This window comes from Streptomyces sp. NPDC037271, assembly GCF_055603605.1.
On the sequence record NZ_JBVJVN010000001.1, the window covers coordinates 16,231 to 29,719 of the forward strand.

The window sequence follows — 13,489 nt, forward strand, 5'->3', positions numbered from 1 at the left end:
CCCGGACGGCCCGTCTCCGCCCGAGGCCGGGGAGCAGGTGAGCCGAGGCGCGCTGGGTACTCGCCGCCACATGATGAAGCGCGCACTGTGGCAGGGACTGCTGGCCGGTACGACCGGAGTGCTGGTGATGACGCTGGGCGAGAAGGCGGAGCAACGGCTGACCGACCGGCCCGACTCCCACGTCCCCGCCCGCACACTGGAACGCCTGACCGGAATGCGGGAGTACTCCGGGCGTCAGCCGGTGCTGGTGAACCTGGCCATGCACGCGGGGCAGGGCGCCCTCCTCGGGGTCCTGCGGTCGGTGATGGCGCAGGCCGGGCTGCGCGGGCCCTGGTCGTCGGGGAAGTTCGCCGTCGTCCGGGTCACCTCCGACCAGATCCTGGAGAACGCCACCGGCGTCGGTGCCCCGCCCCAGACCTGGCCCCGCCGCGAACTCGCCGTCGACCTGCTGCACAAGACGGTGTACGCCTTCGTCACCGGCGCGGTCGCCGACGCCCTGGCCGCCCGGTCGGGCCCCGGTCCCGGGCAGCGGCACGCGGCGATGCGCCCCGGCCGCCGATCCGACGTGGGACCTCTGCCCCGGGGGCGGTGACCGCCACGTGCGCTCGCGCGGCCGCGAGGCGGTCGGGCGGGCGCGGTGTAATCAGTCGCCGGTCGTCTTGGCCACCAGCGCGCTGTACGCCAGGTGCAGGGCGTCCGCGCCGGCCAGCGCGGTGAGCGCCCCCATGGCGGTGCGGGTGGCGCGCGGCCAGAGCAGCTGTCCGGCGGTGAGGGTCGAGGCCACCCAGACGCTCATGCAGAACGGGCACGTCACCAGCTCGCCGACCGTGTCCTTGGCCCCCTCGGACCGCGCCTCCTCGTGCAGCTCGGCCGGTCCCTCAGGGCCCTGGAACGTGGTGAAGGGAGCCCTCAGCGGACTCGTCACCGACGCCTTGCTCAGCAGCCGGCTCAGCCGGAACGTCGCCACCGCCGTCAGTGCCACGTCCCAGAGCTCGGGCCGGTCCGGCAGCGGACGACCGCGCATCCTGACCACCGCCGCCCACCCCGCCGTGTAGACACCGAAAGCCGTCATGGCCGCCGCGTAGCCGCGCAGCGGGCGGTCCTCTCCCGCCGAGTAGGTGTGTTCGGTGCGTCGCAGCCGTCGCCTCAGCCGCTCCGTGAGACGGCCGTCAGATGCCGTGTCCATGACCTTCGTTCTCTCCTGTCCGCTCCTGCGCCACGGCCGCTCGATCCGGGTCCGGTCCCTCCGTCTCACCCTCACCGCACAGCCTGATCTCCACGCGTCCCTCGACGACACGGGTGTCGAAGGCGGGCTGGGGCGCGGTGGCGGGGCCCCGGACGTTCCAGCCGTCCGAGAGCCGGAAGACGCTGCCGTGCCAGGGACATTCGACACACCCGTCGGCGACCGTGCCCTCGGACAGCGGGCCCGCCAGATGACTGCACCGGTCGGCCAGTGCGTGGAAGGTGCCGCCGGTCTCGCGCACCACCAGGACCGGCACGTCGTCCACGGCACGCCGCACGGGCCGGCCGGCGGGGAACTCGTCCACCGTGCCGACCCGGTGCCAGCCTTCGCTGACGACGTGCGGTACCTCTTCGGCGTGGTTGGCTCCGGAAGCCTGCCGGTAGGCGAGGTGGCCGCCCAGCATGCCGCCCAGGCCGACCGCCGTCAGCCCGAGGAAGCCGTAGGCGCGGCCCGCTGTGGCCCGTCCGGTGAGGCGGCACAGGAGCGAGGCGCCGTACAGTCCCACGGCCGCCGTGTTGGCCACGGCGTGCACCAGCCCCACCCGGGTCTGCTGCCGGTGCAGCTCGGCCCAGTCGACCGCGCCCGCCAACGCGGCCGGAACGGCCGCCGCCAGCCCGACCCCCACCAGGAGGCCGGCCTCCCGGGTGCGGCCGGGCCACAGGTCGAGCACGGCGGCGGACATCCAGCTGCCGACCGGCACCTGGACCATCAGGGGGTGCACGGGATGGCCGAGCCACCTGCCGTGCAACGCGTCTCGGGCCCGGCCCAGCGGAAGCGCCCGCACGCCCTTGGTGAGCTTGTCGATCGCCGCGTCCGCCCTGGGATCACGCTCCAGGACGTCGAGCAGCCACAGCATCCGGTTCTGGCCCATACGGCGACGACCTGGCTTCTGGCTCATGGGCGCAGGGTCCCCCGGGGGGCAGGGGGCAAACAGCGGCCGGGTCGGGACGCCGGCTCCGCCCCCCCCGGCCGCCCGGGTGGATGCCCCGGCTGGCCAGGAGGGCGCGGAGTCAGCCCTTGCCCATGGCCCTACGGACGGTGTCCTTGGTGCGGTCCATGAGCGCGGCGACCGGTCCGAGGGCCATGTTCTTCGCCCCGGACTCCACGCCCGGGTGGGGCCGGGTGGGTGCCATCGCCTCGGCGGCCTTGATGGCCTTGGCCATCGCGGCAAGGTTGGTGACGTCGGTGCTGCGGCGGATGTGGGTGAACTCGTACCGTTCCTCGGCCCGCGCGTGCTCCTGGACGTCCTTGCGCAGCTTGAGCAGCTGCGGCATGAACTTCGGGTCGTCGGTGTCCATCTCGTCGAGGGCGGCCAGCGTCTCCTTGGCCGCCTTCTCCTCGGCGAGACGGTCCTTCACCACCTGCTCGCCGCCGGGGAAGCCCTTGCGGGCGAAGGGGTGAACGACCTCCTCCTCGGCGGTCTCGTGCACGGCCAGCAACCGCACCAGCCGCCGGAAGGCATCCCGGCGCTCCTCGCCCGTGGCCGCCTCGACCTCGTCGAAGAGGTTGCGGATGTCGCCGTGCTGGCGCATCAGCAGGGAGACGACGTCGTCGTCCTTGGCCATGTCGTCCCCGGCGTGGGGGGTGTGCAGTTCGGACATCTCGGCCTCCCCTACTTCTCGCGCTGCGTCGGGTCGGGGTGCTCGCCCTCGGTCTGGACGCGGTACTCACGGCCGAACATCTCATCGTGCTCGGTCATGACCCGGTCGCTCGGCGGTGCCTCGCCGCCGTGGATCTGCTCCTGCATCTTCTCGAACCGCTCGTGCGCCTCCCGCACGTAGCCGGCACCAAGCGTCGTGAGGTCCATCTGCGTGTCCAGCAGCTCGCGCAGGTAACCCTTGTTCGGCTCGAAGGTGAGCACGTTGGGCAGCTCGGGGGCCAGCACCGAGGCGGGGTCGCGGCCGTCGTGGCGGCGCATCAGGTCGCAGGCGGCGTGCAGGTGCTCCAGCTCCATGTTCAGGTGCAGCTCCCAGATCGCCTTGACCCTGGGGTCGCTCTCCTGCTCCATGAAGGAGTAGTACAGGTAGCACTCGTTGTACTCGTGGTTGACGAGCTGCTCCCACCACGTCTCACCCGGGTCCACGAGGGACTCGTAGTGGGTGACGTGCTCCTCCTCGATCAGCCCGATCTCCTGGTAGAGCTGACGGGCGATCGGCTCCATGTAGGTGGGGCCGGTGTTCATGTAGAAGTTCATGGTCTGCTGCTCCGCCGACATGATCGTCAGCGCGTGCAGTTTCGACAGCGGGTCCGTCTCGTCCTTGGCGTACGGGTCGCGGACGTTGTCGACCGGGTCGCGGTGGTGGAACCGGGTGGGCCTTCCCGGCATGACCTCGGTCAGGCCGTCGACGATCGACTCCGCCTTGCGGTGCTCGATCATCTCGTACAGGTTCGCGTACCGGTACAGGTGGTCGAAGTCCTCCAGCACCCCGAACTGGTACGCCTGCTTCAGGTACGGATCCGGCTCCATCCGCGCCACCCACGCCGTCAGGTCCACCGCCACCTGCTCGTACGCGATCGTCGTCTCCAGCACCGAGGAGACACCCGGCAGCAGCCAGTTCACGACCTTCTGCTGCTGCGCCTCGATGTAGCGCACCCGCGCCAGCTGACGCTTGATCTCCGGATCGACCGTGTGCCGGGCGAGCTGGTGACTGAACAGGATCGCCTCCACCTCGATCCCGTTCATCGTGATGATCCGGCACCGGGTGTACGGGTCGCAGTGGTCCGGGTCGATCGGAGCCACGTTCAGCTCACGCCAGCTGCGAACTTGGCGGTCCAACGGGATACCCCGTTGTTCCAGCGGATTGAACGTCATGGGGCGTGCCTCCTGGGGCCGAGGGGGGACTCGCGCCGCCGGGGTACCCCGTTCTCGGGCGACGAGCGCAGACGTGGCTCCCAGTCTGTTCAGCGTCGGTGCTTTCCAGCCACCGCTCACGCCCGCAGGCCGCATGGTTCCCTCTGGTGGGTCAACCGAGCGAGCGGACCGGCCGCCACCCGGGGCACATCAGCGCCCCCAACAAAACCAATGTGCCCTGGCCGCCTGACGGCCCCCTCCCCGGCAAGCAAAAGGGCGAGGCCCGAAGACCCCGCCCGAAACCCTCGAAACCCCAGCTCAGGGCCACACCAGGCAGTACGGCTGATGCCCCGCCTCATGCAGCCGGTGCGAGAAGTCCTGCCACTCGTGCAGCAACTGGTACACGTTGAACGCGTCCCGCGGCCCGCCCCGGTCCGGCACCGTCGACCAGATGAAGGCCGCCGCGCCGACCGCCTCCTCGCCGATGCCGCGCAGGGGGTCGACGACGGTCATGGGGAGTTTCACGACCGCGTAGTCGGGGTGCAGGACGACCAGTTCCAGGGGGGGGACCTTGTGCAGGGGTACGCCCTCGATGCCGGTGAGGACCATGGCGGCCATGGTCTCCGGCTTGATCTTGGTGAACATGCCGTTCATCCCGAGCTCGTCGCCGCCGAGCTCCTCGGGGCGCATCGAGATCGGGACGCGGGCCGCGGTCGCGCCGTCGGGCGCGCCGAAGTACTTGTAGGTCACCCCCACCCGACCACCATTCCTGCTCCCCGCCCCCAGCCGGTCGGCGCGTCGGCCGAGCCCGTCGGGCTCGCTCGGTGTGCCGTGTGTCTGACGTGCTTCGGTCGCTTCCTCCGCCTCGCGTCGGTGCCTTCCCCGCCGGGCACGTCGAGGACCCAGGTCGTCGGTCCCCTCGCCCAGTCCGCCACCGCGATGCATATCTCCACCCGACTGCTTTTCTAGGACGCGTGGCCCCCGCCGCGCAACCCGATCATCGTGTCAGTGACCTCCCCCACGGCCGCTCGCCGAAACGTGCGGTGAAACATATGTCCGTCATATGTCCGCAGGACGCCGGCAGCCCCTCTCCGCGCCGCCCGCTTGAGCTGCGTGGATGGGCTCCAGTCTGGCAGACGGCGCAGCGGTCGGGCGGGTTGTCTACCCTGATGAGGTCACCCTGGGCAACCGGAGGCCGAGCGGGGCCCGAGTGGGGCCCGGGCAGGGTCCGCCGCAAGGGTCCGATACGTCGGAGAAGGTCGAGAAGGTCGGAGAAGTCGCAGGTCATGAGCGAACTGGCATATCCATACGAAGCACCGGCCTCGCAGGCTCTGTTCGACCGTGCGGCGGCCGTCACGCCGGGCGGCGTGAACTCTCCGGTGCGGGCCTTCCGGGCCGTGGGCGGAACGCCCCGGTTCATGGTGTCCGGCACCGGGCCGTACCTGACCGACGCCGACGGCCGGGAGTACGTCGACCTCGTCTGCTCCTGGGGGCCGATGATCCTCGGGCACGCCCACCCCGAGGTGATCGCCGCCGTGCAGGACGCGGTCGCGCGCGGGACGTCGTTCGGCACGCCCGCCGAGGGCGAGGTCGCGCTCGCGGAGGCGATGGTCGAGCGGGTCGCCCCGCTGGAGCAGGTGCGGCTGGTGTCCAGCGGGACCGAGGCCACCATGTCGGCCATCCGGCTCGCCCGCGGGTTCACGCGGCGCACCAAGGTGATCAAGTTCGCCGGCTGCTACCACGGTCACGTCGACTCGCTGCTCGCCGCCGCCGGTTCCGGCGTCGCCACCTTCGCGCTGCCCGACACCCCCGGCGTCACCGGCGCGCAGGCGAGCGACACGATCGTCCTGCCGTACAACGACATCGACGCCGTGCACGCCGCCTTCGCCGCCCACCCCGGCGAGATCGCCTGCGTGATCACGGAGGCCTCGCCCGGCAACATGGGCGTCGTGCCACCGCTGCCCGGGTTCAACCAGGGGCTGAAGGACGCCTGCGCGGCGGGCGGTGCGCTGTTCGTCTCCGACGAGGTCATGACCGGGTTCCGGACCAGCCGTGCCGGGTGGTACGGGGTCGAGGGCGTCGTCCCCGACCTGATGACCTTCGGCAAGGTCATGGGTGGCGGGTTCCCCGCCGCCGCGTTCGGCGGGCGTGCCGACGTCATGGCGCACCTGGCCCCGGCCGGGCCCGTCTACCAGGCCGGCACCCTCTCCGGGAACCCGGTCGCCACCGCCGCCGGTCTCGCCCAGCTGCGGCTCCTCGACGATGCCGCGTACGAGACCGTCGACGCCGTGTCCGCGCGGATCCAGGGCCTCGTCACCGAGGCGCTGAGCAAGGAGGGCGTCGCGCACACGCTGCAGACCGCCTCCAACATGTTCTCCGTCTTCTTCACGGACGGGCCCGTGCGCAACTACGAGGACGCGAAGGCGCAGGAGTCCTTCCGCTTCACCGCCTTCTTCCACTCGCTGCTGGAGAACGGCGTCTACCTGCCGCCGTCCTCCTTCGAGTCCTGGTTCGTCTCCACCGCGCACGACGAGCGCGCCGTCCAGCGCATCGCCGACGCCCTTCCCGCGGCGGCCCGCGCGGCGGCGGAGGCGACCGCGTGAGCGCAGGGGAGAAGAAGGACGAGAAGAGTAACGCGGAGAAGGACGCGGAGAAGGGTGAGGTGAAGGACGAGATGAAGGGTGAGACGGAGGGCGGCGCGAAGGCCGGGGCGAAGGACGACATCACCGTCGTCCACGTGATGCGGCACGGAGAGGTGGAGAACCCCTCCGGCGTCCTCTACGGCCGCCTGCCCGGCTACCACCTCTCCGACCTGGGCCGGCGCATGGCCGACCGGGTCGCCGAGCACCTCGCCCCCCGTGACGTGACGTACGTCGTGGCCTCCCCGCTGGAGCGGGCGCAGGAGACGGCGACGCCGATCGCGAAGGCGCACGGACTCGACCTCGCCACCGACACACGGCTCATCGAGGCCGGCAACGTCTTCCAGGGCAAGACCTTCGGCATCGGCGACGGCGCGCTGCGCCGGCCCGCCAACTGGAGGCACGTGGTCAACCCGTTCAAGCCGTCCTGGGGAGAGCCGTACGTCGACCAGGTCGTGCGGATGATGGGCGCGCTGGACGCGGCCAGGGACCGGGCCCGCGGGCACGAGGCCGTGGTCGTCAGCCACCAGCTGCCGATCTGGATCCTGCGGTCGTACGTCGAGCGGCGGCGACTGTGGCACGACCCGCGCAAGCGGCAGTGCACGCTGGCGTCGCTGACGACGTTCACGTACCAGGGAGACCGGATCGTCTCCGTCGGCTACACCGAGCCCGCCCGCGACCTCGTCCCGGCCCACCTCCTCGCGGGGGCCAAGCCGGTCAAGGGGCAGGGCAAGGCCTACGGGGCCTGAAGGCCCCCGCGGATCGACGCCCCCCGTGGGTCGACGCCCCCCTGTGGGTCGACGGCCCACCCGGTGGGTCGGCGGCCCACCCGGTGGGTCGGCGGCCCACCCCACACGGCCGCCGGGTTCGGCCGACGCCCGCCCACTGCACACCGCCCCGCCCGCCGCATCCCGTCCGTCCCGTACGGCCGCACAACCGGCTGTACGGGACACCCGTTACGGAATCCGCACGAATTTCCGGAACCCGCACGTTCGTCCCGTCCTCTGACCGAGTGACCACCAGAGGACGCGACGAACGAGGTTGCGATGCGCACTTCCCCCCGCACTCTCACCCGCAGGGGCATGCTCGGACTCGGCGCGGGCGCCGCGGCCGCGGCAGGGCTCGCGGGCTGCGGTTCCGGCTCCGACACATCGCCGGGCGGCTCCCGCCGGGCCGGCGGTTCCGGACAGCCCTCGCCTTCCGGCAGTGACAAGGCCCCCGCGAAACCCATCGGCGACGGCTCCACGTCGTACACCGGCAAGCAGCCCCACCAGCCGGACGCGCCCGTGCCGCTGGAGCCCGGTCAGACCCCGCCGCAGTTCGTCGTCTTCTCCTGGGACGGGGCCGGGGAGGTCGGCAACGGTCTCTTCCCGCGCTTCCTCGACCTCGCCCGGGAGCACGGCGCGCACATGACCTTCTTCCTCTCGGGCCTGTATCTGCTGCCCGAGTCGAAGAAGCGCCTCTACGACCCGCCGAACAACCCGCGCGGCGCCTCCGACATCGGCTACCTCACCGACGCCCACATCAAGGACACGCTCGCGGGAGTGCGCCGGGCCTGGCTGGACGGCCACGAGATCGGCACGCACTTCAACGGCCACTTCTGCGGCGGCGGCGGCACGGTCGGCAACTGGACGCCGGCGCAGTGGCGCAGCGAGATCGACCAGGCGAAGTCCTTCGTGAAGGAGTGGCGGACCAACACCGGCTGGACCGACCTGCCGTCGCTGCCCTTCGACTACGACAAGGAGCTCGTCGGGGGACGTACGCCCTGCCTGCTCGGCCAGGACAACCTGCTGCCCACCGCCCGCGAGCTCGGCTGGCGCTACGACGCCTCCTCGCCCGGCGGCCGCCAGGTGTGGCCGGCGAAGAAGGACGGGATCTGGGACCTGCCGTTGCAGCAGATACCTTTCCCCGGCCACTCCTTCGAGGTGCTGTCCATGGACTACAACATCCTCGCCAACCAGTCGGTCAACTCGACCAAGGCGCCCGCGCACAACTACCCGGGCTGGCGCGAACAGGCCACCCAGGCGTACATATCGGGATTCAAGCGGGCGTACGAGTCGAACCGGGCGCCCTTCTTCATCGGCAACCACTTCGAGGAGTGGAACGGCGGCATCTACATGGACGCCGTCGAGAACACCCTCGAGCACATCGCGCGGGAGAAGGAGAAGGGGAGCGGCCAGGACATCAGGCTCGTCTCCTTCCGCCAGTTCACCGACTGGCTGGACGTGCAGAAGCCCGAGGTGCTCGCCAAACTCCGTACCGTCGAGGTGGGGCAGCGGCCGGCCGGCGGCTGGAACGCCTTTCTCAAGGAGACCGGCGCGAGCGCCTCGACACCTGCCGCAAACGCCGCCTGAAATGCGGGTTTCCGCCCGTGAGGGGGGCGCGCAAGATCCCCGGAACGGACATGCGAAACTTTTCACATGAGTGCCGCCAGCAGCGCCCCCCTGCGCTCGAACCGCTCGAACCGCTCGAACCGCGCCCGCACCACCGCCCGCGCCCGTCGCCGTGTCGCCCTGACCACGGGCGCCGCCGCGGTCGCGCTGTTCGTGTCCGCCTGCGGTTCCGGAGGGACGTCCGGCGGAGGCGGCCAGACGGGCTTCGTCACCGGTGCGGACGGCATCTCCACCGCCGACAAGGGTGAGCGGGCCGACGCCCCCGACCTGTCCGGCGAGACGGTCGACGGGGGGCACCTGGACGTCGACGACTACAAGGGCAAGGTCGTCGTGCTCAACGTGTGGGGTTCCTGGTGCCCGCCCTGCCGCGCCGAGGCCAAGAACTTCGAGAAGGTCTACCAGGACGTCAAGGACCAGGGCGTCGAGTTCGTCGGCATCAACACCCGCGACACCTCCACCGGCCCGGCGAAGGCCTTCGAGGAGGAGTTCGGGGTCAGCTACCCGAGCCTGTACGACCCGACCGGCAAGCTGATGCTCCGCTTCGAGAAGGGCACCCTCAACCCGCAGGCCATCCCCTCCACGCTCATCATCGACCGGGAGGGGAAGGTCGCGGCGCGCACCCTCCAGGCGCTGAGCGAGGAGAAGCTCCGCAAGATGCTCGACCCGTTCCTCACGGGCGAGTCGGGCGGGTCCGGCGGGTCCGGCGAGTCGGAGAAGTGACGTGAGCGCACTGTCCACGCTCGCCGTGGCGGGCACCAACGGCACGGTGCTCAACGGCGCCCTGCTGGTGGCCCTGCCCATCGCGTTGCTCGGCGGCCTCGTCTCCTTCTTCTCGCCCTGCGTCCTGCCGCTCGTCCCCGGCTACCTCTCCTACGTGACCGGGGTCACCGGCACCGATCTGGCCGAGGCCCGGCGCGGCCGGATGGTCGCGGGCGCGTCGCTCTTCGTCCTCGGGTTCACCGCCGTGTTCGTCTCCAGCGGTGCGCTGTTCGGTTACTTCGGCCAGACGCTCCAGGAGAACCAGGGCGTCCTGACCAAGGTGCTGGGCGTGCTCATGATCCTCATGGGCGTCTTCTTCATGGGTTTGCTGCCCTGGTTCACCCAGCGCGAGTTCCGCTTCCACAAGAAGCCCGTGAACGGCCTGATCGGCGCCCCCGTGCTGGGCGCGCTGTTCGGCATCGGCTGGACGCCCTGCATCGGCCCGACCCTCGCCTCCGTGCTGGCGCTCTCCGCCGACCAGGGAACGGCCGGCCGCGGCGCCGTACTGACCGTCGCCTACTGCGTCGGCCTCGGCCTGCCCTTCGTGCTCGCCGCGGTCGCCTTCCGCAAGGCGCTCGGCGCCTTCGGCTGGATCAAGCGCCACTATGTGTGGGTGATGCGGATCGGCGGCGTCATGATGATCGCGACCGGACTGCTGCTGCTGACCGGCGTGTGGGACAGCATCGTGCAGGACATGCAGACCTGGTCCAACGGCTTCACTGTAGGGATCTGACCGATGAGCAAGACCACCACGGGCAAGACCCCGACGGACACCCCGGCGACCGGCGAGGACCAGGACCTCGGCGCCGCCGGCTCCCAGCTCTCCACCGCCCCCAAGGAGGAGGCCCCCAGCCTCCCCTCCCTGGGCGTCGTCGGCTGGGCCCGCTGGTTCTGGCGGCAGCTCACCTCGATGCGGGTGGCGCTGCTGCTGCTCCTGCTGCTGTCGCTGGGCGCGATCCCCGGCTCGCTGATCCCGCAGAGCGGCGTCGACGAGGTGAAGGTCGAGGAGTTCCGTGAGAACCACGACCTCCTCGGGCCCCTCTACGACAAGCTCGGCCTCTTCCACGTCTACAGCTCGGTGTGGTTCTCCGCGATCTACATCCTGCTGTTCGTCTCCCTCATCGGCTGCATCGTCCCGCGCACCTGGCAGTTCGTCGGCCAGCTGCGCGGCCGGCCGCCCGGCGCCCCCCGGCGCCTGACCCGGCTGCCCGCGTACACCACCTGGCGCACCGGGGCCGAGCCCGAGCAGGTCCGCGAGGCCGCGCTCGCGCTGCTGAAGAAGCGCCGCTTCCGCGCCCACACCGTCGGCGACGCCGTCGCCGCCGAGAAGGGCTACGTGCGCGAGGCCGGCAACCTGCTCTTCCACATCGCGCTGATCGTGATGCTGATCGCCTTCGCCTGGGGCCAGCTGTTCAAGTACGAGGGCAACAAGCTGATCGTGGAGGGCGACGGCTTCTCCAACACGCTCACCCAGTACGACGACTTCAAGTCCGGCAACCTCTTCGACCCGGACCACGACCTCGCCCCCTTCAGTTTCACCCTGAAGGACTTCCACGGCACCTACGAGCCGACCGGCCCGAACCGCGGCACCCCGCGCATCTACGAGGCCACGGTCGACTACGCCGAAGGCGCCTACGGCACGGACAAGGCGACCACCATCAAGGTCAACGAGCCGCTGGAGATCGACGGCTCGAAGGTCTACCTCGTCAGCCACGGCTACGCGCCCGTCCTCACCGTCAGGGACGCCAGGGGCAAGGTCGTCATGGACAAGGAGGCGACCGCCCTGCTGCCGCTGGACTCCAACGTCACCTCCTCCGGCGCCGTCATGGTCCGCGACGGCTACCGCAACGCCGAGGGCGAGCGGGAACAGCTCGGCTTCAACGCCTTCTTCCTGCCGACCTACGGCGGCGAGGGCAGCACGATGCTCTCGACGTTCCCGGCGTTGGTGAACCCGATGCTCGCGCTCTCCGCCTACCACGGCGACCTCGGCGTCGACGCGGGCTTCTCGAAGAGCATCTACCAGCTCGACAAGACCAACCTGGAGGAGTTCAAGGACTCCGACGGCGAGCTGTTCAAGAAGCAGCTCAAGGTCGGCGAGACCATGACGCTCCCGAACGGCGCGGGGACGGTCACCTTCGAGGGCGTCCAGGAGTGGGCCGGCTTCCAGGTCACCCAGCAGCCCGCCAGCGGCTGGGCGCTCGCCGGTGCCGTCGCCGCCATCCTCGGCCTCGCCGGCTCCCTGTTCATCCAGCGCCGCCGCGTCTGGGTGCGGGCCGTCAAGGGCGCCGACGGTGTCACGGTCGTCGAGATGGCCGGCCTCGGACGCAGCGAGTCCGCGAAGGTCCCCGAGGAGCTCGGCGACCTCGCCGGGATCCTGTACGAGCGGGCCCCCGACGCACCGGGCGACGCGCCAAACGCGCCCGACACGCCCGACGTGCCCGACGCACCCGACGCGCCGATGAACGACGACGACACCCCCGATTCCCCCGACACCCACGTCGTACCTGCCGAAGGGGCTGAGAAGTGACTCTCGCCGCCGCAACCGAGCTGGCCGCCGCGACCAACGAGAACCTCGCGAACACCAGCAACACGCTGATCTACTCCGCGATGGCGGTCTACACGCTGGCCTTCCTCGCGTACATCGCCGAGTGGACCTTCGGCAGCCGCAGCAAGGTCGGCCGCACCGCCGCCGCGCTCACCGCGAACGGTGAGGCGAAGGCGAAGACCGCCCCGGCCGTCACCGTGAACAAGGCCGGCGGCACCGCCGTACTGGAGCGGCCGAAGGTCGTCGTCCGTGCCGCGACCGGCACCCGCGACGTGCCCGACGGGCCGGGAGCGCACGGCGGCACCGAGAAGGGCGACCTCTACGGCCGGATCGCCATCTCGCTCACCGTGCTCGCCTTCGCGATCGAGGCCGGCGGCGTGCTCACCCGCGCCCTGTCGGTGCAGCGGGCGCCGTGGGGCAACATGTACGAGTTCAACATCACGTTCACGACGGTCGCCGTCGGCGTGTACCTCCTGCTGCTGGCCCTGAAGAAGAACGTCCGCTGGCTCGGCCTCCCCCTGATCACCACGGTCCTCCTCGACCTCGGTATCGCCGTCAAGGTCCTCTACACCGCCAGCGACCAGCTGGTGCCCGCGCTCCAGTCGTACTGGCTGTACATCCACGTCTCCACGGCGATCTTCTGCGGCGCGGTGTTCTACGTCGGCGCGGTCGCCACGATCATGTACCTGTTCAAGGACAGCTTCGAGAACAAGCTCGCGAACGGCGGCACCCCCGGCCGCTTCGCCAGCTCGGTCCTGGACCGGCTGCCCGCCGCCGCCTCGCTCGACAAGTTCGCCTACCGCGTCAACGCCGCCGTCTTCCCGCTGTGGACGTTCACGATCATCGCGGGCGCGATCTGGGCGGGCGACGCCTGGGGCCGCTACTGGGGCTGGGACCCCAAGGAGACCTGGTCGTTCATCACCTGGGTCGCCTACGCCGGCTACCTGCACGCCCGCGCCACCGCCGGCTGGAAGGGCCGCAAGGCCGCCTACCTGGCGCTGGCCGCCTTCGCCTGCTGGCTGTTCAACTACTACGGCGTCAACATCTTCGTCTCCGGCAAGCACTCCTACGCGGACGTGGGCCTGGGCGCCCTCCAGTCCGTGGGCTTCTGAACCGGGC

At 70.7% G+C, this 13,489-nt stretch carries 13 protein-coding genes; 8 read left to right on the forward strand and 5 right to left on the reverse strand.

The genetic code is table 11. The features are described from left to right. Positions 1-70: 70 nt before the first annotated feature. A complete protein-coding gene (locus ACZ7G3_RS00100) occupies positions 71-592 on the forward strand; it encodes a hypothetical protein (RefSeq protein WP_470922607.1) in 522 nt (173 codons plus the stop codon). A 51-nt stretch (positions 593-643) separates the two neighbouring features. Here ACZ7G3_RS00100 and ACZ7G3_RS00105 read toward each other — a convergent pair whose 3' ends face one another. The 5 genes from ACZ7G3_RS00105 to ACZ7G3_RS00125 all read right to left on the reverse strand — a co-directional run bounded on the left by ACZ7G3_RS00105 (position 644) and on the right by ACZ7G3_RS00125 (position 4,979). Then, positions 644-1,186 (reverse strand): DUF1360 domain-containing protein, encoded by a 543-nt coding sequence (locus ACZ7G3_RS00105; protein WP_470922608.1) that lies wholly within the window; start codon positions 1,184-1,186, stop codon positions 644-646. Continuing rightward, positions 1,170-2,141 carry a Rieske (2Fe-2S) protein gene (locus ACZ7G3_RS00110; protein ID WP_470922609.1) on the reverse strand — a complete coding sequence of 324 codons (972 nt, stop codon included), beginning with the start codon at positions 2,139-2,141 and terminating at the stop codon, positions 1,170-1,172. Before ACZ7G3_RS00110 ends, ACZ7G3_RS00105 begins: the two co-directional genes overlap by 17 nt. A gap of 112 nt (positions 2,142-2,253) precedes the next feature. After that, a complete protein-coding gene (locus tag ACZ7G3_RS00115) occupies positions 2,254-2,844 on the reverse strand; it encodes a hemerythrin domain-containing protein (protein WP_470922610.1) in 591 nt (196 codons plus the stop codon). Positions 2,845-2,855: 11 nt separating this feature from the next. Then, complete coding sequence (locus ACZ7G3_RS00120; protein ID WP_470922611.1) at positions 2,856-4,055, reverse strand: hypothetical protein; 1,200 nt, start codon at positions 4,053-4,055, stop codon at positions 2,856-2,858. A 297-nt stretch (positions 4,056-4,352) separates the two neighbouring features. After that, positions 4,353-4,979, reverse strand: a complete 627-nt coding sequence (locus ACZ7G3_RS00125; protein WP_426522246.1) for a hypothetical protein — start codon at positions 4,977-4,979, stop codon at positions 4,353-4,355. 341 nt (positions 4,980-5,320) lie between these two features. On the opposite strand from ACZ7G3_RS00125, the gene hemL reads away from it, so the two are divergent. The 7 genes from hemL (at position 5,321) to ccsB (ending at position 13,482) form a co-directional block, all read left to right on the forward strand. Then, positions 5,321-6,637, forward strand: coding sequence for a glutamate-1-semialdehyde 2,1-aminomutase (hemL, locus tag ACZ7G3_RS00130; RefSeq protein WP_470922612.1), 1,317 nt, complete (start codon positions 5,321-5,323; stop codon positions 6,635-6,637). A 71-nt stretch (positions 6,638-6,708) separates the two neighbouring features. Next, the gene (locus ACZ7G3_RS00135) at positions 6,709-7,422 is read left to right on the forward strand and encodes a histidine phosphatase family protein (RefSeq protein WP_470923171.1); all 714 of its coding nucleotides are present in this window, start codon (positions 6,709-6,711) and stop codon (positions 7,420-7,422) included. Positions 7,423-7,719: 297 nt separating this feature from the next. Then, the gene (locus ACZ7G3_RS00140) at positions 7,720-9,027 is read left to right on the forward strand and encodes a polysaccharide deacetylase family protein (protein ID WP_470922613.1); all 1,308 of its coding nucleotides are present in this window, start codon (positions 7,720-7,722) and stop codon (positions 9,025-9,027) included. 66 nt (positions 9,028-9,093) lie between these two features. Continuing rightward, positions 9,094-9,786 carry a TlpA family protein disulfide reductase gene (locus ACZ7G3_RS00145; RefSeq protein WP_470922614.1) on the forward strand — a complete coding sequence of 231 codons (693 nt, stop codon included), beginning with the start codon at positions 9,094-9,096 and terminating at the stop codon, positions 9,784-9,786. Position 9,787: 1 nt separating this feature from the next. After that, positions 9,788-10,558 (forward strand): cytochrome c biogenesis CcdA family protein, encoded by a 771-nt coding sequence (locus tag ACZ7G3_RS00150; RefSeq protein ID WP_426599908.1) that lies wholly within the window; start codon positions 9,788-9,790, stop codon positions 10,556-10,558. A 3-nt stretch (positions 10,559-10,561) separates the two neighbouring features. Beyond that, positions 10,562-12,352, forward strand: coding sequence for a cytochrome c biogenesis protein ResB (resB, locus tag ACZ7G3_RS00155; protein WP_470922615.1), 1,791 nt, complete (start codon positions 10,562-10,564; stop codon positions 12,350-12,352). Beyond that, positions 12,349-13,482, forward strand: a complete 1,134-nt coding sequence (ccsB, locus tag ACZ7G3_RS00160; RefSeq protein WP_426599906.1) for a c-type cytochrome biogenesis protein CcsB — start codon at positions 12,349-12,351, stop codon at positions 13,480-13,482. Before resB ends, ccsB begins: the two co-directional genes overlap by 4 nt. The last annotated feature ends 7 nt before the right edge of the window (positions 13,483-13,489 follow it).

Coding starts and splice junctions, on each gene's coding strand:
- ACZ7G3_RS00100 (WP_470922607.1), top strand. CDS start 71: ATGATGAAGCGCGCACTGTGGCAGGGACTGCTGGCCGGTACGACCGGA.
- ACZ7G3_RS00105 (WP_470922608.1), bottom strand. CDS start 1,186: ATGGACACGGCATCTGACGGCCGTCTCACGGAGCGGCTGAGGCGACGG.
- ACZ7G3_RS00110 (WP_470922609.1), bottom strand. CDS start 2,141: ATGAGCCAGAAGCCAGGTCGTCGCCGTATGGGCCAGAACCGGATGCTG.
- ACZ7G3_RS00115 (WP_470922610.1), bottom strand. CDS start 2,844: ATGTCCGAACTGCACACCCCCCACGCCGGGGACGACATGGCCAAGGAC.
- ACZ7G3_RS00120 (WP_470922611.1), bottom strand. CDS start 4,055: ATGACGTTCAATCCGCTGGAACAACGGGGTATCCCGTTGGACCGCCAA.
- ACZ7G3_RS00125 (WP_426522246.1), bottom strand. CDS start 4,979: ATGCATCGCGGTGGCGGACTGGGCGAGGGGACCGACGACCTGGGTCCT.
- hemL (WP_470922612.1), top strand. CDS start 5,321: ATGAGCGAACTGGCATATCCATACGAAGCACCGGCCTCGCAGGCTCTG.
- ACZ7G3_RS00135 (WP_470923171.1), top strand. CDS start 6,709: ATGAAGGGTGAGACGGAGGGCGGCGCGAAGGCCGGGGCGAAGGACGAC.
- ACZ7G3_RS00140 (WP_470922613.1), top strand. CDS start 7,720: ATGCGCACTTCCCCCCGCACTCTCACCCGCAGGGGCATGCTCGGACTC.
- ACZ7G3_RS00145 (WP_470922614.1), top strand. CDS start 9,094: ATGAGTGCCGCCAGCAGCGCCCCCCTGCGCTCGAACCGCTCGAACCGC.
- resB (WP_470922615.1), top strand. CDS start 10,562: ATGAGCAAGACCACCACGGGCAAGACCCCGACGGACACCCCGGCGACC.